This is a genomic window from Pseudomonas sp. S60, from assembly GCF_016647865.1.
Classification (GTDB): domain Bacteria; phylum Pseudomonadota; class Gammaproteobacteria; order Pseudomonadales; family Pseudomonadaceae; genus Aquipseudomonas; species Aquipseudomonas parafulva.
On sequence record NZ_JACVVH010000031.1, the window covers coordinates 49,666 to 72,793 of the forward strand.

Genomic DNA, 23,128 nt, shown 5'->3' on the forward strand with positions numbered 1-23,128 from the left:
AGAAAATTGCACCTGAAGCGCATTTTTTTGAATTGGTTCGGTGGCGTTGGCCCGTGCAGAATCCCGCCCTTGAGCGAACCCGTTGCTCAATGACAAGGCGCTGTACGGTTGCCCATTCCCTGCACAAGATAGATCCAATATCCGATGCCCGCCTCACGACCCCCTAATCGCCTGCACCGATGGCTGCCAGCGCCCCTGAATACGCCGCCGAAAGAATGGCTGCGTGCAGGTGTTGGCGCACTCCTGGGTTTATTCCTCGCCGGCTGGGTGACCAGTTTGGTATTCGGCCCCGCCATTGCCTTGCATCTGCTAGGCCCTCTGGCTGCCTCGGCGGTGCTGGTGTTCGCCGTGCATTCCGGCCCGTTGGCTCAGCCTTGGCCCGTGGTGGGTAGCTACGCATTGGCTGGCATCATCGGGCTGGCCATGCGGCAATCCTGCGGGCCTGAGCTGTGGGTGGCGGCCAGCGCCCTGGGCGTTTCGATACTGGTGATGTGTCTGATGCGCTGCCTGCACCCGCCCGGTGGCGGTGTTGCGGTGAGCGTGGTGCTTGCCGACCCAGGGCTCACCGCCATGGGCGAGCACCTGCTGGAGCCAGTGCTGTTGAACGCAGGGGTGCTGGTAGTCGTGGCCATCCTCTACAACCGTTGCACGGGCGCGGCTTACCCAAAAGGCCTGGCCTCGCGCAAGGACCTGCACCACACCCAGGACCCGCCCCCCCGCGAACGGGTTGGCGTACGGGGTGAAGACCTGGACCAGGCCCTGGAGGCCCTCGGTGAGTTCGTCGATGTCAGCCGTGATGAACTGGAGCAGATCATCCTGGCGACCGAGCAGCAGGCGCTGCGGCGCAGCCTGGGCGGTTTGACCGCAGCCTCGGTAATGTCTCGTGACGTGCAGTTTGCCACCCCTGACATGCCGCTGGCGCAAGCCTGCAAGCGCCTGGCCGGCCATCACGTAAAAGCGCTGCCGGTGCTGGCCAACGGTGAACTGGTGGGCATCGTCACCGTCAGCGACCTGCTCGGCCCCGCCATGCGACCGCAGCGGCAAGGCTGGCGTCGGCTGTTGGGCGGTGAAGTGCTGCGCCTGGAGCAGGTGATGAGCCGCCAGGTGGTGAGCGTCGACAGCAGGGCCCCGCTGGATACCCTGCTGCCCTTGTTGTGTGAACGAGGCTTGCATTGCCTGCCGGTACTGGAGGCCGGGCGCCTGGTCGGCGTCATCACTCAGACCGATGTGATCGCGGGCCTGCAGCGCCAGGTGCTCAGCCAGGCAAAGGCGTCAGATAGCCGGGTCCCAACGCTGTGACCAGTCACTTTGGTCTGCGGCCACCAGGCGCCTCAACGTGGCGCACGCCTGTTGCAGTGCTGCGCTGTCGCGCTCGCGTGAATACACCAGGTAGGTCGGGTAGGTGAACTCGGGTGCTTGCGGCACCCGCTCGAACACGCCACTGTCCAGGTAAGCCTGCACCACCCGCGTGCGGAAATAGCCACTGCCGCCCTGGTCGAGGATGAACTGCAACGCCAGCGGGCCAAGGTTGAAGCTCAGTGCTGCCTGCGCGCACTCCGGCAGCGCCGCGTCGTGCTGCCTGCGAAAGGCATCTCCCCAGTCGATGTACACGTAGGGTTCAGGCCGATCCACCCGGCGGATGCGGATGAGTTTTTCTTCCATCAACTGCTCCACCTGCAACCCCGGGCCGTAGCTGGGCTGGTACACCAGCGCGGCATCCAGCAGGCCCATTTCCACCTTGCGCAGCAGCGCGTCGCCGTCGCTGACCTCACTGCGTATGGCGTAGCCGTGCAGCTCGCGGTGCAGGGCAATGACCCAGCCCAGCATCATCGGGTTGCCAAGGCTTACTTCCCCACCCACGTGCAGCATCTGCTGGCAGCCCCGAGGCAGCGGCAGCTCGCGGCGCGCGGCCTCCCAGGTCTGCACCAGCTGGCTGGCGTAGCTGACGAACGCCTCGCCGTCAGGGGTCAGGCTGGCGCCGCTGCGGCCACGGACGAACAGCTGGCAGCCCAGTTGTTGCTCGAGGCGCTGTACCCGCGCTGTGACGGCCGTTTGCGAGACGAACAGGCGTTCGGCAGCGGCCACCAGGCTGCCGCTGCGGACGATTTCCAGAAAGGTACGGGCCTGATCGATGTCCATGGTGCCGCCTCGTCAAGGGAGCGCCCATTCTAGTGGAAAGGCACTGAGCGGGGTAAAGGCAGGCCGTGGTAGGTGCTCGCACCTGATCGCTGCAAATTTGCAGGTCGGTTAGGCCTTTAGCCGCCTGGCGCGCCGGGTCAGCCCGGCCATACTCAGTATTCGCCCTTCAATAACAACAACGATCGGGTTCATTGCACATGAGCTACCAGCACAGCTACGCACACTCCATCGCCGACCCGGCTGCCTTCTGGGCTGAACAGGCCCGGTCGATCGCCTGGTATCGCGCCCCTGCCATCACCCTGCAGGACAATGCCGACGGCACGCATCGCTGGTTCGGTGATGGCCGTCTGAACAGCTGTTACCTCGCCCTGGACCATCAGATCGAACAGGGCAGGGGGCAACAACTGGCGTTGGTCTACGACTCACCTGTCACCGGTGCGCAGCAAGCGTACACCTACCTTGAGCTGCGCGATGAGGTAGCCCGCCTGGCTGGGTTGCTGAGCCAGCTGGGGGTGAAGAAGGGCGACGGGGTGATCATCTACATGCCGATGGTGCCCCAGGCCGCTATGGCCATGCTCGCCTGCGCCCGCATTGGCGCGGTGCATTCGGTGGTGTTTGGCGGCTTCGCAGCCAACGAGCTGGCGCTGCGTATCGACGACGCGCGCCCAACCCTGCTGCTCACAGCCTCTTGCGGGCTCGAGTTCGACCGGGTGATCGAATACAAGCCTCTGGTCGACCGCGCGTTGCAACTGGCCCAGCACCAGCCGCGCCATGTGCTGGTGTTGCAGCGGCCACAGGCGCAGGCACCGCTGCAACCAGGGCGAGACCTGGACTGGGCCGAGGCGCTTGTGGGCGCAGTGCCCGTCGCCCCGGTGGTGCTCGACGCTGGCGATCCGCTGTACATCATGTATACCTCGGGCACCACCGGCAAACCCAAAGGCATCGTGCGGGAAAACGGTGGCAACGCTGTGGCCCTGCGCTATGCCATGCACAACATCTACGGCATGCAGCCCGGTGATGTGTGGTGGGGCATATCGGACGTCGGCTGGGTGGTGGGCCACTCGCTGATCGTCTACGGGCCGTTGATGTGCGGTTGCACCACGGTGTTTTACGAGGGCAAGCCAATCCGCACCCCGGACGCTGCCGCCTACTGGCGCGTCGTGCAGCAGTACAAGGTCAACGGCCTGTTCTGCGCACCCACCGCCATGCGCGCTATCCGCAAGGAAGACCCGGAAGGCGAGCTGCTAGGCCAGTACGACCTGAGTTCGCTGCGTCAGTTGTTCCTGGCCGGAGAAAAGCTCGATTCCAGCACCCACCAATGGCTGGAGCGCGTTACCGGTAAACCGGTGCACGACCACTGGTGGCAAACCGAAACCGGCTGGCCCGTCACCGCGCCGTGCGTAGGCCTTGAAGGCAGTGCGGCCAGGCCGGGCTCGAGCAACCGCGCAGTGCCGGGTTACCACGTGCGCGTGCTAGATGACGAGGGCCATCTGCTGGGCACCCACCAGCAGGGCGCCATCGTGATCGCACTGCCCTTGCCCCCAGGGTGCAGCCAGACGCTGTGGGGGGACCACGACCGTTACCTGCAGGCCTACCTGCACACTTACCCTGGTTACTACCACACCGGCGACGGCGGCTTCCTGGACGACGACGGCTTTGTCTACATCATGGGGCGCACGGACGACGTCATCAATGTGTCCGGGCACCGGCTGTCCACAGGGGAAATGGAAGACCTGGTGGCACGCCACGCGGCGGTTGCCGAATGCGCGGTGATCGGCGTGCATGACGATATCAAGGGGCAGGTGCCGCTCGCCCTGGTCGTGTTGAAAGATGGCGCGGGCACTACCGAGGCGCAGTTGCTGGCAGACCTGGTGGCCAGAGTGCGTGAAGAAATCGGTGCGCTGGCCTGTTTCAACCGGGTGCGGCTGGTGCGGCGGTTGCCCAAGACGCGTTCGGGCAAGATTCTGCGGGCGTTGCTGCGCAAAATTGCTGACGGGCAGGCCTACATACCACCCTCTACCCTGGACGATCCCGCCGTGCTTCAGGAAATCGAAACGGTGCTGGCCGAGCTGCCTAAAGCGGTGTGAAAACAGTGCCGGTCAGGTCGGGCCAGGGCCGACCTGATGCAATTGCCCCAACCGGCTTCGGGTACGCATCAGGTCGGCGATGGCGCCATCCAGGCTGTCTGCCAGCGGACGCTTGCCAATGACGGTCACCTGGCGATCGTGGTCGTACAAAACATCCACCAGATTGACGAAGCGCTGCTGCGCCGCCAGCGAACAGTCCGCCAGGTCGTCCAGCCCGTCGATGATCCATTCACTGAACTGGCGGGCGAGCGCCAGGTAGTCGATCACGGCGGTAGGCTGCTCGCACAAATCGTCGAAAGTGAACATCACCCGTGTGCCATCCACGGCCCTGGCACGCAGTGAACGGTTGTTGATGTGCAGCACCCCGGGTGCCGCCTCGGGCAGTTTCAGGGCCAGGCGCTGCCCGGCATCGCCTGGCCATACATAGTGGCCGCGGGTGAAACACTGGTGTTCGCGGTTGGCCGGCAGGCTGCGAAAGTCGATGTCCCCGCCCACTTCCATGACCTGCATGCGGGTGTTGATCAGGCGGATGACAGGCAGGAAGCGCTCATGGTAAAGCGGGTTGGGCAGCAGCCCTTCCGGCGCATAATTGGAGGTGACCAGCAGGTAGATGCCGCGAGCGAACAAGGCATCGAACAGGCGCTTAAGCAGCATGGCATCACCAATGTCATGCACATGGAACTCGTCGAAGCACAGCACCTCGCACTCGCCGATCAATTCGTCGAGGGTAGCGGCCATGGCGTCGTCCAGGGCGCGGTGGCGGTGCATGCCCTGGTGCAGTCGGGCGAAAAAGTCATGAAAGTGCAGGCGTAGCTTTGCCTGCACAGGCACAGCCTGGAAGAAGCCGTCCAGCAGCCAGCTTTTACCGCGCCCGACCGCGCCATGCAGGTAAAGGCTAGGCGGCTGCCCCTGCTCAAACTGGCTCAACTGCTGTGCCATGCACGCAATCACTCGCCGCTGACCGTCGCTCAACGCGTAGCCACGGCTCTGGGCTTTTTCCTCGAACCACGTCAGCAGTGCATGACGGTCAGCGTCGGCAGGGCGCAGGCGTTGGCCAAGCTGGCGTAGCGGGGCAGGGATCCAGGCAGGCACGAACTGAGCTCCTTGGGCAATAAACGGGCGCCCGGAAGCTTGCCCGAGTGCCGCGGATTTGACCAATAGAGAAAGTGACCGTCAACCATCACTTACCGCGATAGGTCACCACCGGCAAAACCCCGATCTCAGGCTTTACGTTCCAGCTGGCGCTCGATCATGTACTTCACCGCAAGCCGGCGTTCCTTGAGGTGGCGCAGGTCCTCATCGACGAAGTTGCCGGCCGAAATCGACTCGGCTGCAAGCACCTGGTTATCGATGTCGACGTACTCGTCCAGCAAGCGGTCCAGCGTCTGGTCCTGCTGACGACGCTGCTGGACGATTTCACGGGGGTAGTGCAAGTCCTGATACAGGTCGTGAGAAACAGGCATAGGGTCCTCCTTGGTCACTGCGTTGGGGTTATCTGATTTGAAGGAGCGAATGCGATTGTGTTGAGGTGCGGCGGCAGGAATGCGACGAGCGGTAAATCTTTTTTGCTGCTAATGACTAAGCCGCTGTTTTTTTGGCATTTTTTTTCGATTAGGGGCTTCACAGGCAGCAACATTGTTGTTAAAGTGCCGCGCATTCCAAGACAACAACACGTTGTCACCTTATTGGGATTATCCGGGCAGCGGTTGCTGCATCTGATACAGGGGCGTCGCCAAGCGGTAAGGCAGCAGGTTTTGATCCTGCCATGCGTTGGTTCGAATCCAGCCGCCCCTGCCATTTTCTGAGATCAAAACATCTTTCCAGTGCTTATCACGTAAGCGCTGGTTTCGTCGTTTTTGTCGTTTGGCACTCGGTATGTGGGCGAGTCGGGGCTGAGTGGCCCCGACTGCACAGGTTTACCCCGGTACGCCCAGCATTTCGTCCAGTGCCCTGGCCAGGTCGTCCGCCTGAACGGGCTTCTGGATCACAACGCTGCCCGGAAGGTCCAGGCCTTGCAGCTCTGCATAGCCGGTTAGAAATACCACAGGTAGCTGGGGGAAGCGTTCGCGAGCGGCAACGGCAAGCTGCGCACCGTTGAACTCCGGCATGGCAAAGTCGGTGAGCAGCAGGTCGATACCGTCATCCAGAAGCGCCAGTGCCTGCTCGCCACTGTGCGCCTGGCGCACCTCATAACCGTACTGGCGCAACACGTCGCCAAGCATGTCGCGCACCAGGTGGTCGTCGTCTACCAACAACACGGTGCGGTTGCTGCCGCTGTCGCTGATGGACTGGCTAACCACCGGGGTGGCAGGCTCGCTGATAATGTGGTCCTTGACTGCCGGCAGGTAGACGGCCACCTGAGTGCCGCGCCCCGGGGTGGTTTCGATGCGCACACCGCCGCCAGACTGCTTGGCGAAACCGAATACTTGGGCCAGGCCCAAGCCAGAGCCTTTGCCGATGTCCTTGGTAGTGAAAAATGGCTCGAACACCTTGGCCACCACCTCTTCGCTCATGCCGCAGCCTGTGTCGCGGATGCTCAGCATTACGTACTCACCAGGGTCCGGATCTTCCGGGCGCTGAGGTGGGGTGTCGATGCGCGTGTTGCGGGTCACCAAGGTCAACTGGCCGCCATCGGGCATGGCATCGCGAGCGTTGATGGCCAGGTTGAGGATGATCATCTCGGTCTGGGTGGGGTCGGTCAGGGCCTGCCACAGCGCCCGGTCCAGGTCCAGGCGCACCGAAACGTTGCCACCCAGCGTACGCCGCAGCAGTTCTTCCAGGCCATCGAGGGTGCGGTTGAGGTTGAGGGGTACTGGCTCCAAGCGCTGACGGCGGGAGAATGCCAGCAACTGCGAAGTCAGCTTGGCCCCGCGCTCACCCGCTTCACGCACGTGGGTCAGGCGGGAGCGTGCCTTGTCGAGGTCACCTTTGTTCAGGTCCCGCTCCAGGAAGCTCGCGCCAGTGAGGATCACCGTGAGCAAATTGTTGAAGTCGTGGGCAACCCCCGCGGTCAACTGGCCAACGGCTTCAAGGCGCTGCATTTGCTGCAGTGCGGCCTCGATTCGTTCGCGTTCGCTGATCTGTTCGCGCAGGCGGGCGTTGGCATCGGCCAGGCCCACTGCAGCTTCACGCTCGCTGGTGATATCCCGCGCCACCACGTACAGCAGGGTATCTTCCGGCACCACTACCCACGACAGCCAGCGTTGTTGGCCGCCGGCATGCAGAATGCGCCCGACGAAGCGGGCACTGGTGCGGCCATGGGCGAGGGCAGCCAGCTCGGTGAGCAGCAGTTCCTGGTCGGGTTCGGGGAGCAGGTGCAGCAGCGATGACTGGCTCAGGCGTTCGCGAGACAGCCCCAGGCTGGCTTCCCAGGCAGGGTTGAGCGCCACCGGGGTGAGGTCTTTGTTGAGTACGGCCAGCAGGTCCTGGGACAGCTCCCACCCCCGGTCACGCTCGCGGGTGCGGCGTTCAACCCGTTCGCCAAGCATCTCGTTGAGCTGGCGCAGCGCCTGTGTGGCTACCCGCTGGGCGTGAATATCCTGCAGTACGCCGGAGAACCGCACGCACTTGCCGTCCACGAACAGGCTCTGACCACTGCTGAGCAGCCAGCGCGGTTCCTGGCCGTTTGGCTGGATGATCCTGAATTCCATGCGGTAGTGGCCGCCGTTCTCGGGAAGCATGGCCTGCTCTACCGCATCACGCACTGCCGGTACGTCCTCGGAATAGATACCGGCGTAAAACACTTCCAGGCTCATTTCAGTGGCGGGGGGCAGCCCGAACAGTGTCTTGGCGCGGTCGTCCCAGACCAGCAGGCCCTCCTGCGGTCGCAGGTCCCAGGTGCCCATGCCGGCAGCGTTGATGGCGATGCGTGCACGCGCCTCCACGTCGGCCAGGGCCTCTTCAGCCCGACGACGGCGCTGACGCTCCTGCACTTCGGTGAGGGCGCGGCGTACGGCCTTGGGCAGCAACGGCAGGTTCTTTTTCAGTACGTAATCGGTAGCACCCAGGCGGATCATCTCCACCGCATGCTCTTCGCCGTAGATACCGGACAGGAAAATGAACGGCACGTCCGGCGCCAGTCGCTGGGCGATGGACAGCACGTCGGTACCCGACGAGCCGGGCAGTACGCAATCGCACAGGATCAGGTCGTAGCGCCCGTCGCGCAGGGCATTTTCGACACCCGTGTGGTCGAATACTAGGTGCGACTGAACGTGCAGCCCGCTGCGCTCCAAGCGCATCAGGGTCAGCTCGGCATCCATCGAGCTGTCTTCGACCATCAGTAGGTTCAGCGGGGTAGACTGCATCGTTGCATGAGCCTCAGTTGCCGCGGCGGGTCAAGCGCAGGGAGCCAGGTGGTGGCTCGTTCAGCACGGCCCAGAAGACACCGAGGTCGGAAATGGCGGCGACGAATTCCTTGAACTCGACTGGTTTGACCACGTAGGCGTTCACGCCCAGTTCATAGGCACGCAGCAGGTCGGGCTCTTCGCGCGAAGACGTCAGCATCACGGTCGGGATGCTGCGCAGCTCAGCCGTGGCGCGCACTTCCTTGAGCACCTCGAGGCCATCGACTTTCGGCAGTTTCAGGTCCAGCAGCAACACGGCAGGGTTGCCGTCGTCGCGGTCGGCGTAGGCGCCACGGCGCAGCAGGTAATCGAGGGCATCGGCGCCGTCGCGCAACACGATGACTTCGTTGGCCAACTGGCTACGCTCCAGGGCCAGGAGCGTCAGCTCCAGGTCCCGAGGGTTGTCTTCGACCAGCAGGATGGGTTTGAGCATGATGGTAACGGTACCTCAGTGTGTCGCGGGGTGGCGCGGTAGAGTGAAATGGAAGCTGGCGCCTTTGTCGATCTGGCCATCGGCCCAGACGCGGCCGTCGTGGCGTTCGATGATACGGCGCACGCTCGCCAGGCCTATCCCTGTGCCTTCGAAGTCTTCCATGCGGTGCAGCCGCTGGAACACCCCGAACAGCTTGTTGGCGTACGCCATGTCGAAGCCAACGCCGTTATCACGGATGCACACCTCGACTTCCTCGGCATGCTGCACGGCAAACACCTCGATGCGGGCAGGCGTGCGCCCACGTGTGTATTTGATGGCATTGGCCAGCAGGTTGTTCAACGCCAGGTTGATGAAGGCGGGGTCTCCGTAAACCTTGGGCAAGGGCGCAATGGTCCAGATGATTTCACGCCCCGCGTAATCCGGTGCGAGTTCTGCACGGATGGCATCGATCAAGGCATTGAGGTCTACATCTGACATGCGCAGCGCTGAGCGGCCCATTTGTGAAAAATGTAGCAAATTGTCGACAAGGCTGCCGGCAAAATGAGCGGCTTCGCCGATATGCTGCAAGAAGCGCTTGCCGCGCTCGCTGAAGCCGGGGCCTTCGATTTCGCTGAGCAGTTCGGTGTAGCCGGCAATGTGCCTAAGCGGCGCACGCAGGTCATGGGACACGCTGTAGGAGAACGCCTCCAGCTCCTTGTTGGAGCGGCGCAGTTCACCCGCCAGTTGGGCCATTTCTTCGGCTTTGCGCAGCACGATGCCCATCACGGCCGTACGCAGTTCGCTGACCCCCTCCACAATCAGTGGGTCCCACGGGGCGCAATAGCCGCTCAGTTGTTCCTGCCAGCGCTCGAAGCTGTGCCGCGGGTCCAGGTTACCTTGCGGCCCCACCCGCTTGGTCGGCTGCCCCGCCCATTCAACGGTGCGCACCTGCTCGGGCCGGAACCACAGCAGGTAATGGGAATGGATCTGCGAGATAGCCACCGCCAGTATGCCGCCCACATGGTTGCCAAGTTCAGGCAACTCGTCCACGTCCCGGCGCGCATTGTCGGTATGAAAGACGTGACCGCCGGTACGTCGGGACAACCAGTGCACCAGGGCAGTGACCTGCGACTCGGGTGGTGTCTGGCCATACAGGTCGCAACGGTCTGCAGAGATCACGGCAGCGCCCTGGGCATCGGCAAACGCCAACAACACCTCGGGCAGGGCGTGCAGCCCTTCGTTGACACTGTCATGGTCAGCCATGGACGAAATCATCCGCACGATGTGCTGGCGCAACCCCAGCAGGCGCTGCGTGTCGGCGTGCGACTCGCGGGATTCAATCTGCAGCGACAGCACACTGGCCAGCAGTTCGCAGGCGGTGCGGGTACGCAGGTCGACCGGGCGAGGCTGCGCGTTGTGGCAGGAGATCAGCCCCCACAGCTTGCCATCCACCACGATCGACAGCGACATGGAGGCCAGTGTGCCCATGTTGCGCATGTATTGCAGGTGTACCGGCGACACGCTGCGCAGGCTGGCAAAGCTCATGTCCAGCGGTTTTCCGCTGAGCGGGTTGGTGCCCGGCACCAGCGGTGACGGCTGGTAGTTGGCATCTTCGATGACGCGGATGCGGTTGACCCGGTACAACTCACGGGCCTGGGCAGGAATGTCGGATGCAGGGAAGCACAAGCCCATGAAGCTGGGGTAATCGGGGTCGGCGACCTCCGCCAGCACTTGCCCATTGCCTTCGGCGTCGAAGCGATAGGCCTTCACCCGGCCAAAACCGGTGACGCGCTTGAGCTGCAGCACCGTCTGGTGCAGCAGTTCTTCAAGGGTGCCAGCCAGATGCACGGTGCTTATGAAGTTGCGCACCAAGGGGTAATAGTCGCCCTGCGAGGCCAAATCTTCCGGCAGACGTGGCGCCTCCAACTCGACGATCAGCGCCTGATCATGGCGGTGGGCCAGCAAGTGCAATGCTTGACGGTATGGAGCGCCTTCGCGAAGTTGCACGTCGCCGATATGAAACGGGAAAACCTCATCTTGAGGAAGCCTGCCTAGATGCGCGCGCAAATCGAAGTCGCCAGTGACAACGTCACTGAAGGGCGAACCAACCAGCGATGCAGCGGATATGCCTAACCACTGTTGGGCGTTCTCGCTCGCCTGCAACACCCTCAGGTCATTTTCATCAAGCACAAGCAGAAAACCATGGGGCTGAATGCTGCCGGGAATCTGGATAGGTTCCTGGGCACAGCGCTCCACCGCCTGGGCCAGCGTCAAGTCTGTCGTCATTGATGAAAACGCTCCTGTCGATTAGGTCCATGCATGCCGCATGAGTCTGGGCAGGATGATGGTGATACACCCTATCAGAATATCGCTCGGGTTGCCGTTGTTTGCCAATTTGAGCGCGCCGTCTGCAAAGCGTTCGGCTCAGTGCGTTGGGGTGTATCGCGTGCCCTATCGCTTTTTTGCTAATACCAAAAAACGGCATCCCCGCCCGTTTGCCCATGCGCCTCACTGCTACGCTCAAGCCCAGCATAGATCGACAAGGGCCGAACAGGGAGGTTACGCCATGAGCCGCGCTTCGCTGCTGCTGTTGACTGTAGGGCCGCTGCTGGTCCTGGGTGGTGTAGCGCACGGCAGCAGTAGCGGGTTCATCCAGGCACGGCTGGTAATCAGCGCTGCCTGCATGATCAGCAGCGACATGACCATCCCTGCAGCGGTGGTTACCCCTGATCCAGCAGGTTCAGGCGAGCGCCAGCCGGACTGGGCTTCTGCGCTGCGTGGCCTGTTCGGCGATGTCGGGCCGGGCAGCCTGCAGATCAGCTGTACCCCCGAAGTGCGGGCCTTCAATGTGCATATCAACGGCGGCCTGAACGGTGATGATGGCATCCGCCGCCTTAGCAATGGGCGCGAGTTGCTGCCCTACCAACTGGCCGTCGACCCAAGCGGCTACAGCCGCTACGACGTCGGCCAACCCCGTGCGTTCACCATCGGTACTACCCGGCAGGTACCCATCCCCATCTACGGTGTGCTGGTAGCGCAACCCCATGCACTGCCGGCCGGGCTCTACCGCGACACCCTGAGAGTGACATTGGACTGGTAGCAACCCAAGGAGACGTCAATGCGAACCCACCTCTCATGCTGCATCCTGGCCGGCCTGTGCCTGGCACTGGCTTCACCCGCGCAGGCCGCGACCACCGCCGGCACCATCAATTCCACGCTGACGCTGATCGCAGCCTGCCAGGTCAATGGCAGCTCGGGCACGTCGGGGTTGAACTTCGGCAGTTTGAACTTCGGCACGCAGGATGCCCTGTTCGGCACCGCCAATGCCCAGGTGCTGGGAGGGGCCGGTGGCGCCCTGAGCGTGCTGTGTTCGGCAGGAACAGTACCGGCCATCCGGGTGCGGGCCGGGGCTCACGACGGCCAGTCCAGCGGTGGCACACGGGCGCTGGCTGACGGTGCGGGCAACTTCGTGCCCTACGACTTCTACACCGATGCCGGGCGCACGCAGCTGCTCGCCATCGATGGCACCATTACCCTGCCGACCAGCACCGGGGTGGCGCAGACCGTCAATTTGTATGGCCAGGCACGTGGCAAGGCCGGGCTGCCTGCCGGTGTCTACACCGACACGGTGGCGGTCGAACTGACGTTCTGAACCATGCGCGCAAGGTTTGTGGGGTACTTCGCCGGGTTAGGCCTGTTGCTGGCAGCGCCGCTGGACGCAGCCACGGTCAGCAGCTTCACCGTGTCGGCTCAGGTCGTGCCGGGGTGCCTGGTGGTGGGCGGCGCTACCCAGTACGGCACGCTGGATTACGGCAGCCAGTCAGCGCTGTCCACCGCCACGCTCACTGCGGCAATTGGGGGTGCCACCGTCACCCTTCAGTGCACGCCGGGTGTGGCATTGAGCATGAGCCTGGATGGGGGCCAGAACGGCGCAGGCGGCGCGCGCAATCTCAAGCGGGCGGGTGGCGCGCAGTTGCTGAGCTATCAGCTGTACCGGGATGCGGCGTTGGCCCAGGGCCTGGGTATCGGGCAGAGCGTGGGTGTCGCATACACCGACCCTGCGGCGGTCAAACTGGCGTTGTACGGGCGGGTGCAATTGCCCGGCAACCTGCCGCCTGGTACCTATTCCGACGTGGTGCAAGTCACTTTCAGCTGGTAGCCAACCCGGTTGCCACGCGCAGAGTCCAGGGAGGGCTCCATGAAACCAGGCAGAACAGGCAGGTGCTGGTGGCTGATGCTGATGTACTGGGCCAGCTTTCAGGTGGGGGCTGCAACGTCTGTGCTCATCTGGCCCATCGACCCGGTGCTGGAGGCCGGCCAGAAAGCCGGCGCGCTATGGCTGGAAAACCGTGGCACCGTGGCGGCCAACCTGCAGGTGCGCGTGTTCGCCTGGCGTCAGCTGGAGGCCAAGGAGCAGTTCAAGCCCCAGCGCGAGATCATCGGCAGCCCACCGGTTGCCACACTCGCCCCCGGGCAGAAGCAGTTGATCAGGCTGACACGCACCGGCGCCGCGCCGGCCGGCCAAGAGCAGGCCTACCGCATCGTGATCGACGAAATCCCGCCCGTGATCCCGCTGGACAAGGCCGACGCGGGGACGATGGCAGCGATACGCCTGCAGATGCGCTACTCGGTCCCGTTGTTCGTGTACGGCGAGGGATTGCGGGGCAAGCCGGACCCTGCCGACCCGCGCGCAGCGCAGGGCGTGGGCAAGCCTCAGCTGACCTGGCGCCCGGTAACGGTACAGGGCAAACCTTATGTGGAGCTGCGCAATGTCGGCCCGGTGCATGCACGCCTGACCGATGCCGTGCTACAGCACGGCGCGCAGAGTAGGCCGCTGGCCGATGGGTTGCTGGGGTATGTGCTGCCTGGCGCCACCATGCAGTGGCCAGCCCCTCAGGCGCTTGGCGCCGGCAGTGTGCTGAAAGCCCGGGTGAACGGGCAGGGCGACGCCGTTATCAGTCGGCAGTAAGGATGCCGCATTGGCGTGCGGTGCAGGGGCCAGGGAGGGCCCGGCGATGGTGGGTACCCGCGAGTGAAGCGCTGCACGACGGCCTGCAGTGGGTGCCTGCTGCTGGTCATGGCTGGGCAGCTAACGCCATGGGTGCTGGCGGACGAGCTGCCCCCGCCGCCCACCGAACTGTCGGCGGTGGCCGACGCTACCCTTTATCTGGATCTGTTGGTGAATCAGATGCCCAAGGCTGAACTGGTGCCGGTGCAACAGCGCGCCGGGCAGTTATACGTGGACAGCGCCGTGTTGCAGGCAGCGGGGTTGAACCTGCCAGGCAGCCCGGTCGGCGAGGTGTCGCTGGAGGGGGTTGCGGGTCTTCACAGTGACTACGATACCCAGAACCAGCGCCTGCTGTTGCAGGTGCCTGCCGCGTGGTTGCCTGATCAGCAGGTAGGGGATCGCACCCTGTACCCGCCCAGTGAGGCACGCAGCAGCTTTGGCGCATTGTTCAATTACGACCTGTACCTGAACGACACCGATGATGCGGGCACCTACCTGGCAGCGTGGAACGAACTGCGCGTGTTCGACCGTTGGGGCACGCTGTCGAGCACCGGCCAGTGGCGAAGCGCATTCAACGACAGGGGCCGGCGCAGTTCACGCGAGGGTTTTCTACGCTACGACACCACCTGGCGTTTCACCGATGAGCACCGCCTGCTGACCTACGAAGCGGGGGACCTGATCACCGCGGCACTGCCTTGGAGCAGCTCGGTACGCCTGGGTGGCCTGCAGGTGGCCCGCGACTTTGCAGCACGGCCAGACCTGGTGACCTACCCGTTGCCGGCCTTCGCCGGGGAGGCGGCTGTGCCCACCTCGCTGGAGCTGTTCATCAATGGTTACCGGTCCAGCACTGCGCAATTGCAGCCTGGCCCGTATACGCTGACCAACGTTCCGTTCATCAATGGGGCGGGTGAGGCTGTGGTGGTGACCACCGACGCCCTGGGCCGGCAAGTGTCCACCACGTTGCCGTTCTACGTGACCAGCAGCCTGCTGCAGAAGGGCATGTCGGACTACGCGCTGGCGGCCGGTAGCCTGCGCCGCGACTACGGTGTGCGCGATTTCGGCTATGGCCCGGGCGTGTCATCGGCCAGCCTGCGCCACGGCCTGAGTGACACCTTTACCCTGGAAACCCACGCCGAAGTTGCGCCTTCGCTGACGTTGGGCGGGCTGGGCGGCAACCTGCGCGCGGGCCAGTTCGGCGTTATCAATGGGGCGCTGACGCAAAGCCGTTTCCAGGGCGGCCAAGGGCATCAACTGGCATTGGGTTACCAATACAACAGCCAGCACCTTGGCTTCAGCTACCAACGGCTGCAGCGTCGCGGCGACTATGCCGACCTCACACGCGTCGACAGGCCCGATATGCAACTGAGCCGCAGCAGCGAGCAGCTAACGGTCAGCCTGAACCTGAACGAATACGGCAACGTAGGCGCAGGCTATTTCGATGTGCGCGCCGGCGACGGCACCCGTACCCGTCTGTTCAACCTTAGCTACAGCAGGCCGTTATGGGGCAACAGCAGCCTGTACCTGTCGGCCAACCGTGAACTGAGCAGCAGCCAATGGGCCGTGCAGGCGCAGTGGGTGATTCCGCTTGGCCTCAGCGGTACGTTGGCCATTGGCGTCGAGCGTAGCAGGGAGGGGCAAAGCTTGCAGCGCGTCAATTACAGCCACGCCACGCCGTTGGCCACCGGTGTGGGCTACAACCTGGGTTATGCCACGGGCAGTGACCGCCAGGCTTACCGTCAGGCTGACCTGACCTGGCGCCTGCAGGCGGTGCAGATGCAGGCCGGGGTTTACGGCAGCAGCGGCGCGATGACCCGTTGGGCCGACGTCAGCGGGTCGCTGGTATGGATGGGTGAGGGCCTGTTTGCCGCCAACCGCATCGATGATGCTTTTGTGGTGGTGAGCACTGCGGGCTATGCCGACGTACCGGTGCGCTACGAGAACCAGCAGGTGGGGCGTACCAATGCCAACGGCCAGCTTTTAGTGCCTTACAGCAGCGCCTACTACCGCGGCAAATATGAAATCGACCCTATGGACCTGCCGCCCGACGTGCTCGCCACCCAGGTGGAACAGCGGGTGGCCGTACGCCGTGGCAGTGGTTACTTGCTGGAGTTCGAATTGCGTCGGGTGCTGGCGGCCAGTATCGAGCTGGTGGATGCCGGGCAGCGCCACCTGAGCCTGGGCAGCCGTGTCACACACACGCAGACGGGCGCGCAGGCGGTGGTGGGTTGGGACGGGTTGGTGTATCTGGAAAACCTGGCGACCGCCAACCAGTTGCAGGTCGAGGTCGAAGGGGGTGGGCGTTGTAATGTCGAATTCACATTGCCCGACTCTGCGGGTGCCATAGCGCAAGTCGGCCCACTGGTGTGCAGATGAGTGGCCTGCCAGGCCAGGGCTGGGCACTGGTGGCGCTGCTGTGTGCCGGGCCGGCGTGGGCCAAGTGTGCGGCCGTGCCCACCACGCCAGCGCTGTTCGGCACACTCAACTCCACCCAAGTGCGCAGCGCGGTGCAATCGGCCTCCACGCTCAACGCCGGTTTGCAATGCAATGGCACTGTGCTTGGGGTGCTCAGCGCGTCTGACTCCTTCAAATTGACAGTGCAAGCCGCCACAGGCGGTTTGGTGGGCCCCAATGGCGATGTAATCGCCTACACCCTGTACGCCGATGCCACCAGCCGTTACCCGATCACCCGAGGCGTGGCGTTCGAGTACGGCCGTACCGGTATCCTCGAATTACTGGGGCTATTGGGTGGCGCGCCGAAGGCAGTACCGCTTTATCTGCGTACCCAGCTCGGCAGCAACGTGGCGGCGGGCGTGTATCAGGAGACCCTGACGTTGGGTTGGGCCTGGAATTACTGCGAAGGCATTGGCCTGGCTGGATTATGTGTTGGCCGTGACAACAGTGAGGGCGTGCAGGCCCTTACCGTCAGCCTTACCGTCACCAATGATTGCCAGATCACCACGCCCAACATCACCTTTGCCGCTGCTCCCGTGGTAACGGCCTTCGGCACGGTGGCCCAAAGCCTCAACGTTTCCTGCACCAAGGGCAGCAGCTATACCGTTGGGCTGGATGACGGGCAAAACGCCGCTGTGGGGCGTCGGCGCATGAAGTCCAGCGCCAACAACTACCTGGCCTACGACATCTTCAAAGGCGCAGGCACGGTGCGCTGGGGAGCGGCGGGCAGCGCCAGGCGTGCCAGCGCCGATGCAGACATCAACCCAGGTGCGGGCACCGGCACCGGCAGCCAGGTGTTTAACTACAACGCCAGGGTGTACACCGACCAGCCCACACCCCCGGCCGCGAGCTACTCCGACAGTGTGGTACTGGACGTTCAGTTCTGAGGCTCAGCGCAAGCGGTCGACCATGTTCGCCAGCGTATCCAGCACGGCGCTGGCCAGTGCCTTCGACCGTGCGCCCGACCAGCCGGTGACCGCATTGGGTGCGTCGTCATGGTCCTTGAAAGGCATCTCCAAGGTGAGCGACAGGCAGTCGTAGGCCATGCCGACTGCGTTGCAGGCCAGGGTGGTGTTGGCCTGGCCGGGCGCGTCGCGGGTGTAGCCGTGCTGCGTCTGGAAGTCAGCCGTCAGGCTGCACAGGGTGCTGCGGAAGTGCTCTTCAAGCTGGGCGAGGCGTGCAGAGTACCCCGGGTTGCCCTCGCAGGCGGCGGTGAACACGTGGGGGATTTCTTCGTCGCCGTGCACGTCGATGAATGCGTCCACGCCGTATTGCTTCATCTGCGCCTGGGCAAAGAACACTTCAGGCGTGAACTCGATGCTGGCGTCCTGCCAGGCGCGGTTGAGGTCTTTGCCCGGGTAGTTGGTGCGCAGGTGCCCGAGGAAGGCGCCGTCCGGGTTCATGTTGGGGATCAGGTACAGGTCAGCCTTGGCCAACAGCTGCTGAATGGTTTCGTCGTTGGCTTGAAGGCGGTCGATCACGCCTTCCATGAACCACTCTGCCATGTGCTCGCCGGGGTGCTGCTGTGCAATCAGCCATAGCTTGCGCTTGCCCGGCGCGGCGTCACCGGCCCGCAGCAGAGGGATATCACGGCCCTGCACGCTGCGGCCACTGGCCAGCAACTCGACGCCGGGCACCTGGCGGGCCCGTTCGATCAACTGGTTGTGGCGGGCGCGTGAGTAGGGCTCGAAATAGGCGAACCACATTTGTGGGTGCTCAGCTGTCACCTCGAACGACAGCGCCGTGCCGTCGAACTGGCTGGGTACGCGGAACCAGGTTTGCTGGTCATGGGAGGCAACGGCGTTGTAACCGTGCCAGGCGTTGCGATAGGAGGAGCAGGAGGCGTTTTCCAGGCTGAAACGGTGGGTTTGCCCAAGGGTAAGGCCGCTTGCCTTGAAGTGGAACCACTGGTAGTGGCCACTGTGGGTGTCCGGGCGTATGGCCAGCCTTAGATGGGCGGGGTCATTGGCATCGATCACCTGGATGTTGCCGGAATCGAAGTCGCAGTCGATCTGCAGGGGGGACAGCGTCACGGTCATGTGCCGGGCTCCTGTGCGGGCATTGTTGTAGGCCTACTGTACACAACTTGGCGGCTGAACTGCGTGCAGGCAGGGCACCTTGGGCAGCCAGGTTGAAACAAGTGGCCCGCCGGCGTATCCATGCCGCAGCCGCCAAGGCAGCCCGGCCTGGCTTCAAAGCCCCAGTTCAGAGAGGCCGGGGTGGTCATCGGGGCGGCGCCCTAGCGGCCAGTGGAACTTGCGTTCGGTTTCGGCGATGGGGTGCTCGTTGATGCTGGAGTGGCGATTGTGCATCAGGCCGTCCTCAGCAAACTCCCAGTTTTCGTTGCCATAGGCACGGAACCACTGGCCGCTGTCATCGCGGTACTCGTAGGCATAACGCACGGCAATACGGTTGTCGGTGAACGCCCACAGCTCTTTGATAAGGCGGTAGTCCAGCTCGCGGTTCCACTTGCGGGTAAGGAAGGCTTGTACCTCGGCGCGGCCACGGGGGAACTCGACGCGGTTGCGCCAGACAGTGTCCGGGGTATAGGCAAGGGCGACCTTGGCGGCATCGCGGCTGTTCCAGCCGTCTTCGGCCAGGCGAACTTTCTCGATGGCGCTGTCACGGGTGAACGGGGGCAGGGGTGGGCGGGACATCAGGTAACTCCTCGGCGGGTGACTGTGCAAGAGGAGCGTAGTACGCGGTTGGCCTGAGGAGAATGCTTACCTGCGGGAGTTGATAATTTCGCGTGGTGCAATAGCCAGTTGCGGGCAAGCCCGCCCCCGCAACTGGCCGCAAAGCGAATGGTCAGCGACGACGGAACAAGGGCAGTGGCTCGTCGGTGGCGCCTTGGTACGTCACCGAAAAGTCCTTGAGGCTCTGCAGCGCCTCTTCCGGGTTCTTGTCGGCGCGGATGGCAAAGGCGTCGAAACCGCAACGGGCCATGAAGAACAGCTGGTCGCGCAGTACATCGCCGATGGCACGCAGTTCGCCCTTGAAGCCAAAGCGGTCACGCAGCAGGCGAGCATTGGAATAACTGCGCCCATCGGTGAATGCCGGGAAGTTCAGCGCGATCACCTGGAAGTGCTGCACGTCTTCGCCGATTTCTTCGGCTTCCTCATCGCTGTCCAGCCACACACCCAGGCCACCGTCACGGGCCTTGAGGGCATGGGCGTGGTCGCGCCACATCTGCAGGGGCACGATGTAGTCGTCGCAGTTGGTCAGCTCGTCGAACGATGTTTCCTTGGGCAGCAGGTGCCAGGTTTCGTCGACGATCTGGTTGTTCTTAATGATTCGCTGCATACACGCGTTCCTTGAAGGGGTCGATGCCGATGCGCTGGTAGGTGTCGATGAAACGCTCGTCTTCGGTGCGTTGCTCGACATACACGGCAATCAGCTTCTCGATCACGTCGGCCATGTCATCCTGTGCGAACGATGGGCCAAGGATCTTGCCCAGGCTGGCGCCGCGTGCAGCATTGCCGCCCAGCGAAACCTGGTAGAACTCCTCGCCCTTCTTGTCCACGCCAAGGATGCCGATGTGGCCGACGTGGTGGTGGCCGCAGGCGTTCATGCAGCCAGAGATGTTCAGGTCGAGTTCGCCGATGTCGAACAGGTAGTCCAGGTCATCGAAGCGGCGCTGGATGGATTCGGCAATCGGGATCGACTTGGCATTGGCCAGCGAGCAGTAGTCGCCGCCTGGGCAGCAGATGATGTCGGTCAGCAGGCCGATGTTCGGGGTAGCGAAGCCCCCTTCACGCAGCTCCTGCCACAGCGCGTGCAACTGGCGCTGCTCGACGTCGGCGAGGATGATGTTCTGCTCGTGGGACGTGCGCAGGAAGCCAAAGCTGTAGCGCTCGGCCAGGTCGGCCACGGCATCGAGCTGCTTGTCGGTGAGGTCGCCTGGCGCCACGCCGGTAGGCTTGAGAGAGAGCGTCACCGCCACATAACCTGGGCGTTTGTGGGCGCGGGTATTGCGCGCACGCCAGCGGGCGAAGCCGGGGAAATCGGCATCCAGCGCAGCGTAGTCGACGTTTTCCAGCGCCAGGTAATCAGGGTCGACGAAGTGGCGCGACACACGCTGCACTTCCGCTTCGGTCAGGGTACTGCTGCCGCCACGCAAGTGGGCCATTTCGGCCTCGACCTTCTGGGCGAACACTTCCGGGGTGAGTGCCTTGACCAGGATCTTGATCCGCGCCTTGTACTTGTTGTCACGGCGGCCGTAACGGTTGTACACGCGCAGGATCGCGTCCAGGTAGCTGATCAAGTCCTGCCAGGGCAGGAACTCGTTGATGAACGAGCCCACCACCGGGGTACGGCCAAGCCCACCGCCCACCAATACCCGGAAGCCCAGCTCGCCGGCCTCGTTGCGCACCGGCTCAAGGCCAATGTCATGCACTTCGATGGCGGCGCGGTCTTGTTGCGAGCCGTTGATGGCGATTTTGAACTTGCGCGGCAGGAAGGCGAATTCGGGGTGGAAGGTGGTCCACTGACGCACGATTTCGCACCATGGGCGCGGGTCGATGACCTCGTCTGCGGCCACGCCGGCGAACTGGTCGGTGGTGGTGTTGCGCAGGCAGTTGCCGCTGGTCTGGATGGCGTGCATCTGCACGGTGGCCAGCTCGGCGAGGATGTCGGGGATGTCTTCCAGTGCCGGCCAGTTGTACTGCACGTTCTGGCGGGTGGAAATGTGCGCATAGCCCTTGTCGTAGTCGCGGGCGATCTTGGCCAGGGTGCGAACCTGCCGGGCGTTCAGCTGGCCGTACGGCACGGCGACACGCAGCATTGGCGCGAATCGTTGGATGTAGAGGCCGTTCTGCAGGCGCAGAGGGCGGAATTCTTCTTCGCTCAGCTCACCGGCCAGGTAGCGGCGGGTCTGATCACGGAACTGCTTGACGCGGTCCTCGATGATCCGCTGATCGTACTCGTCGTATACGTACATAAAAGTCCTGTCTCAGGCATGCAGCTATTCGCGCGCACGGCCGCGCACTCCGGTACGGAGCCGGGGAACGATAGCAGGTTGCGGTTATGCGCTAAAGTGATGTTTTAGCATATGAAAAGAACCAAATGGACTATGTGAGACTGACTGCCATTTGTGCCGTCGATGGCCTGGGGGCGTTATAATCCGCGGTTTGCTTTGCAGAGATGTCAGCCCATGTTCAAGGCCCTGTGCCAAAGCCTGTGCCTCGCCCTGCCGCTGACGGCGGGGGCGCAAGCGGCTTCGGTGGTTTTCCTCAACCCTGGGTTGTCGAACGAAACCTTCTGGACCAGCTACACCCGCTTCATGCAGGCAGCCGCGGACGAGCTGGGCATGGACCTGCGTGTAGAGTACAGCGAGCGCCGCGCCGATGTGGTGATGAAACAGGCCCGCGCGGCCCTGGATGGGCCGCAGCGACCCGACTACCTGGTGCTGGTCAACGAGCAGTACGTCGCCCCGGAAATCATGCGCCTTTCGCAGGGTACCGGAGTCAAGCTGCTGCTGGTCAACAATGGCCTTACTGCTGGCCAGGCGCGCAGGGTAGCCGCCCAGCCCGACAAATACGCCATGCCACTGGGTACGCTGACCACCAACGATGAACAGGCGGGTTTCCAGATGCTCCATGAGATGGTGGCGCAGTTGCCGAAGGGTGAAGGCACGTTAGACCTGCTTGCCTTTTCTGGCGTAAAGACCACCCCCGCCTCGCAACGGCGTGAAGACGGCATGCGCCGGGCATTGGCGGATTTTCCGCAGGTGCGCTTGCGCCAGGTGGTGTATGGCGGCTGGAGCCGCGAGCGTGCCTATGAGCAGGCGCAGTTGCTGCTGCAGCGTTACCCCGATACCCGCCTTGTGTGGTCGGCAAACGACGAAATGGCTTTTGGGGCCATGCAAGCGTTCGAAGAGGCTGGGCGCAAGCCTGGACGTGACGTGGTGTTCAGTGCGGTAAACAGTTCGTCCGAGGCCCTGCGTGCGCGCATTGACGGGCGTTTGAGCGTGCTGATGGGTGGGCACTTCACCCTGGGAGGTTGGGCCATGGTGATGCTGCACGATGATGCCAGGGGGCTGGCGTTTGCCCGCGACGGTGGTGGCGATTACAGCCTGCCCGTGCTGCAAAGCATTGACCAGGCGAAGGCCAGGCGCTGGCTCAAGCGCCTGGATCTTGCCGACTACGGTGTGGATTTCAAGGCCTACAGCGCAGTGGGTCACCCGCCCAGCTATCGCTATCCGTTTCTCACGTCACCGGTCGAGTACTGAAAGCCCCTGCTTGAGGGAAGGGCATTGCTGGTCTTAACTGCTGGTGGTGAAGTGCATTCCCATAACCACTACAAGAGGCGATGCAATGGCCAACTCAACCAAGGCGCGCAAACCCGATAGCAGCGTGGATGCCTGGGCAATCCTCTGCCTGATCCTGCTGGTGGTCGTCACCGCGGTGTACTGGGTCAGCCACCAGTAAGCTAGCGTGCCAGGTGCAGGGCCAACTGCACCAGCCCGATCAGAACCGCCACGAAGGCCAGGGTGAACAGCACACCCAGCACAATGAAGTGGCTGGCATTGCCGTGGGTGAAATCCCGCGCGCGGTTCTTGCCGGGCCAGTCTTGCCTGTGACAGGCGCGATACGGTATCGCGACATGCGCCAAGGCATACGCGCACCAATGGCACAGACCTAATTGGCCCGAAACAAACGTAGGAGCGAGCGCAGCTCGCGATGCGCCG

The 23,128-nt window shown here is 63.4% G+C and carries 19 protein-coding genes, 1 tRNA gene and 1 pseudogene; 10 read left to right on the top strand and 11 right to left on the bottom strand.

Features of this window, described 5'->3' with window-relative positions:
* Positions 1 to 144: 144 nt before the first annotated feature.
* On the top strand, positions 145 to 1,299 hold the full coding sequence (locus tag IAE33_RS16455) for an HPP family protein (RefSeq protein WP_201164286.1): 1,155 nt from the start codon (positions 145 to 147) through the stop codon (positions 1,297 to 1,299).
* On the opposite strand, the gene IAE33_RS16460 is transcribed toward IAE33_RS16455, so the two are convergent.
* On the bottom strand, positions 1,273 to 2,139 hold the full coding sequence (locus IAE33_RS16460; protein ID WP_201164287.1) for a LysR family transcriptional regulator: 867 nt from the start codon (positions 2,137 to 2,139) through the stop codon (positions 1,273 to 1,275). The genes IAE33_RS16455 and IAE33_RS16460 overlap by 27 nt on opposite strands.
* 197 nt (positions 2,140 to 2,336) lie before the next feature.
* Between IAE33_RS16460 and IAE33_RS16465 the strand changes: the two genes are divergently transcribed.
* Positions 2,337 to 4,226: an AMP-binding protein gene (locus IAE33_RS16465; protein WP_201164288.1), complete on the top strand. Its 1,890-nt coding sequence runs from the start codon at positions 2,337 to 2,339 to the stop codon at positions 4,224 to 4,226.
* Between the two features lie 12 nt (positions 4,227 to 4,238).
* Here the strand turns inward: IAE33_RS16465 and zapE are convergent, their stop codons facing one another.
* Positions 4,239 to 5,318 carry a cell division protein ZapE gene (zapE, locus tag IAE33_RS16470; protein WP_201164289.1) on the bottom strand — a complete coding sequence of 360 codons (1,080 nt, stop codon included), beginning with the start codon at positions 5,316 to 5,318 and terminating at the stop codon, positions 4,239 to 4,241.
* 128 nt (positions 5,319 to 5,446) lie between these two features.
* Entirely contained in the window at positions 5,447 to 5,689 is a 243-nt protein-coding gene (locus tag IAE33_RS16475) for a hypothetical protein (protein WP_201164290.1), read from the bottom strand.
* 259 nt (positions 5,690 to 5,948) lie between these two features.
* Between IAE33_RS16475 and IAE33_RS16480 the strand changes: the two genes are divergently transcribed.
* A tRNA-Gln gene (locus IAE33_RS16480) sits at positions 5,949 to 6,023 on the top strand.
* 119 nt (positions 6,024 to 6,142) lie between these two features.
* Here the strand turns inward: IAE33_RS16480 and IAE33_RS16485 are convergent.
* From IAE33_RS16485 to IAE33_RS16495, 3 genes are read right to left on the bottom strand one after another with little or no spacing between them, the layout of a single operon-like run.
* Positions 6,143 to 8,530, bottom strand: coding sequence for a response regulator (locus tag IAE33_RS16485; protein WP_201164291.1), 2,388 nt, complete (start codon positions 8,528 to 8,530; stop codon positions 6,143 to 6,145).
* Positions 8,531 to 8,543: 13 nt separating this feature from the next.
* On the bottom strand, positions 8,544 to 9,002 hold the full coding sequence (locus IAE33_RS16490) for a response regulator (RefSeq protein ID WP_201164292.1): 459 nt from the start codon (positions 9,000 to 9,002) through the stop codon (positions 8,544 to 8,546).
* A gap of 15 nt (positions 9,003 to 9,017) precedes the next feature.
* Positions 9,018 to 11,267 (bottom strand): ATP-binding protein, encoded by a 2,250-nt coding sequence (locus IAE33_RS16495; RefSeq protein ID WP_201164293.1) that lies wholly within the window; start codon positions 11,265 to 11,267, stop codon positions 9,018 to 9,020.
* 280 nt (positions 11,268 to 11,547) lie between these two features.
* Here IAE33_RS16495 and IAE33_RS16500 point away from each other — a divergent pair, with 280 nt between their 5' ends.
* From IAE33_RS16500 to IAE33_RS16525, 6 genes are all read left to right on the top strand, one after another.
* The gene (locus IAE33_RS16500; RefSeq protein WP_201164294.1) at positions 11,548 to 12,081 is read left to right on the top strand and encodes a Csu type fimbrial protein; all 534 of its coding nucleotides are present in this window, start codon (positions 11,548 to 11,550) and stop codon (positions 12,079 to 12,081) included.
* A gap of 18 nt (positions 12,082 to 12,099) precedes the next feature.
* The gene (locus IAE33_RS16505; RefSeq protein ID WP_201164295.1) at positions 12,100 to 12,633 is read left to right on the top strand and encodes a Csu type fimbrial protein; all 534 of its coding nucleotides are present in this window, start codon (positions 12,100 to 12,102) and stop codon (positions 12,631 to 12,633) included.
* Between the two features lie 3 nt (positions 12,634 to 12,636).
* Positions 12,637 to 13,140, top strand: coding sequence for a Csu type fimbrial protein (locus IAE33_RS16510; protein ID WP_201164296.1), 504 nt, complete (start codon positions 12,637 to 12,639; stop codon positions 13,138 to 13,140).
* Between the two features lie 75 nt (positions 13,141 to 13,215).
* Positions 13,216 to 13,950: a fimbrial biogenesis chaperone gene (locus IAE33_RS16515; protein ID WP_236404034.1), complete on the top strand. Its 735-nt coding sequence runs from the start codon at positions 13,216 to 13,218 to the stop codon at positions 13,948 to 13,950.
* Between the two features lie 108 nt (positions 13,951 to 14,058).
* Positions 14,059 to 16,362, top strand: a complete 2,304-nt coding sequence (locus IAE33_RS16520) for a fimbria/pilus outer membrane usher protein (protein ID WP_201164298.1) — start codon at positions 14,059 to 14,061, stop codon at positions 16,360 to 16,362.
* Complete coding sequence (locus tag IAE33_RS16525) at positions 16,359 to 17,327, top strand: Csu type fimbrial protein (RefSeq protein ID WP_201164299.1); 969 nt, start codon at positions 16,359 to 16,361, stop codon at positions 17,325 to 17,327. The genes IAE33_RS16520 and IAE33_RS16525 overlap by 4 nt, the downstream gene beginning before the upstream one ends.
* Before the next feature lie 3 nt (positions 17,328 to 17,330).
* Here the strand turns inward: IAE33_RS16525 and IAE33_RS16530 are convergent, their stop codons facing one another.
* From IAE33_RS16530 to IAE33_RS16545, 4 genes are all read right to left on the bottom strand, one after another.
* Complete coding sequence (locus IAE33_RS16530; protein WP_201164300.1) at positions 17,331 to 18,479, bottom strand: M14 family metallopeptidase; 1,149 nt, start codon at positions 18,477 to 18,479, stop codon at positions 17,331 to 17,333.
* A gap of 153 nt (positions 18,480 to 18,632) precedes the next feature.
* Positions 18,633 to 19,097: a nuclear transport factor 2 family protein gene (locus IAE33_RS16535; RefSeq protein ID WP_201164301.1), complete on the bottom strand. Its 465-nt coding sequence runs from the start codon at positions 19,095 to 19,097 to the stop codon at positions 18,633 to 18,635.
* Positions 19,098 to 19,248: 151 nt separating this feature from the next.
* A complete protein-coding gene (locus IAE33_RS16540; RefSeq protein WP_028634488.1) occupies positions 19,249 to 19,743 on the bottom strand; it encodes a DUF934 domain-containing protein in 495 nt (164 codons plus the stop codon).
* Positions 19,727 to 21,379, bottom strand: a complete 1,653-nt coding sequence (locus IAE33_RS16545; RefSeq protein ID WP_028634487.1) for a nitrite/sulfite reductase — start codon at positions 21,377 to 21,379, stop codon at positions 19,727 to 19,729. Before IAE33_RS16545 ends, IAE33_RS16540 begins: the two co-directional genes overlap by 17 nt.
* Before the next feature lie 213 nt (positions 21,380 to 21,592).
* Between IAE33_RS16545 and IAE33_RS16550 the strand changes: the two genes are divergently transcribed.
* A complete protein-coding gene (locus IAE33_RS16550) occupies positions 21,593 to 22,669 on the top strand; it encodes an ABC transporter substrate-binding protein (RefSeq protein ID WP_201164302.1) in 1,077 nt (358 codons plus the stop codon).
* Positions 22,670 to 22,869: 200 nt separating this feature from the next.
* Here the strand turns inward: IAE33_RS16550 and IAE33_RS24630 are convergent.
* A pseudogene (locus tag IAE33_RS24630) lies at positions 22,870 to 23,001 on the bottom strand (DUF2970 domain-containing protein); the annotation flags it as partial.
* Between the last annotated feature and the right edge of the window lie 127 nt (positions 23,002 to 23,128).

What these genes read in the sequence shown, in the direction of transcription:
- IAE33_RS16465 (WP_201164288.1), top strand. Translation starts at nt 2,337, where the DNA reads ATGAGCTACCAGCACAGCTACGCACACTCCATCGCCGACCCGGCTGCC.
- IAE33_RS16485 (WP_201164291.1), bottom strand. Translation starts at nt 8,530, where the DNA reads ATGCAGTCTACCCCGCTGAACCTACTGATGGTCGAAGACAGCTCGATG.
- IAE33_RS16510 (WP_201164296.1), top strand. Translation starts at nt 12,637, where the DNA reads ATGCGCGCAAGGTTTGTGGGGTACTTCGCCGGGTTAGGCCTGTTGCTG.
- IAE33_RS16455 (WP_201164286.1), top strand. Translation starts at nt 145, where the DNA reads ATGCCCGCCTCACGACCCCCTAATCGCCTGCACCGATGGCTGCCAGCG.
- IAE33_RS16475 (WP_201164290.1), bottom strand. Translation starts at nt 5,689, where the DNA reads ATGCCTGTTTCTCACGACCTGTATCAGGACTTGCACTACCCCCGTGAA.
- IAE33_RS16540 (WP_028634488.1), bottom strand. Translation starts at nt 19,743, where the DNA reads ATGCAGCGAATCATTAAGAACAACCAGATCGTCGACGAAACCTGGCAC.
- IAE33_RS16500 (WP_201164294.1), top strand. Translation starts at nt 11,548, where the DNA reads ATGAGCCGCGCTTCGCTGCTGCTGTTGACTGTAGGGCCGCTGCTGGTC.
- IAE33_RS16530 (WP_201164300.1), bottom strand. Translation starts at nt 18,479, where the DNA reads ATGACCGTGACGCTGTCCCCCCTGCAGATCGACTGCGACTTCGATTCC.
- IAE33_RS16545 (WP_028634487.1), bottom strand. Translation starts at nt 21,379, where the DNA reads ATGTACGTATACGACGAGTACGATCAGCGGATCATCGAGGACCGCGTC.
- IAE33_RS16505 (WP_201164295.1), top strand. Translation starts at nt 12,100, where the DNA reads ATGCGAACCCACCTCTCATGCTGCATCCTGGCCGGCCTGTGCCTGGCA.
- IAE33_RS16495 (WP_201164293.1), bottom strand. Translation starts at nt 11,267, where the DNA reads ATGACGACAGACTTGACGCTGGCCCAGGCGGTGGAGCGCTGTGCCCAG.
- IAE33_RS16515 (WP_236404034.1), top strand. Translation starts at nt 13,216, where the DNA reads ATGCTGATGTACTGGGCCAGCTTTCAGGTGGGGGCTGCAACGTCTGTG.
- IAE33_RS16535 (WP_201164301.1), bottom strand. Translation starts at nt 19,097, where the DNA reads ATGTCCCGCCCACCCCTGCCCCCGTTCACCCGTGACAGCGCCATCGAG.
- IAE33_RS16550 (WP_201164302.1), top strand. Translation starts at nt 21,593, where the DNA reads ATGTTCAAGGCCCTGTGCCAAAGCCTGTGCCTCGCCCTGCCGCTGACG.
- IAE33_RS16520 (WP_201164298.1), top strand. Translation starts at nt 14,059, where the DNA reads ATGGCTGGGCAGCTAACGCCATGGGTGCTGGCGGACGAGCTGCCCCCG.
- IAE33_RS16490 (WP_201164292.1), bottom strand. Translation starts at nt 9,002, where the DNA reads ATGCTCAAACCCATCCTGCTGGTCGAAGACAACCCTCGGGACCTGGAG.
- IAE33_RS16460 (WP_201164287.1), bottom strand. Translation starts at nt 2,139, where the DNA reads ATGGACATCGATCAGGCCCGTACCTTTCTGGAAATCGTCCGCAGCGGC.
- IAE33_RS16525 (WP_201164299.1), top strand. Translation starts at nt 16,359, where the DNA reads ATGAGTGGCCTGCCAGGCCAGGGCTGGGCACTGGTGGCGCTGCTGTGT.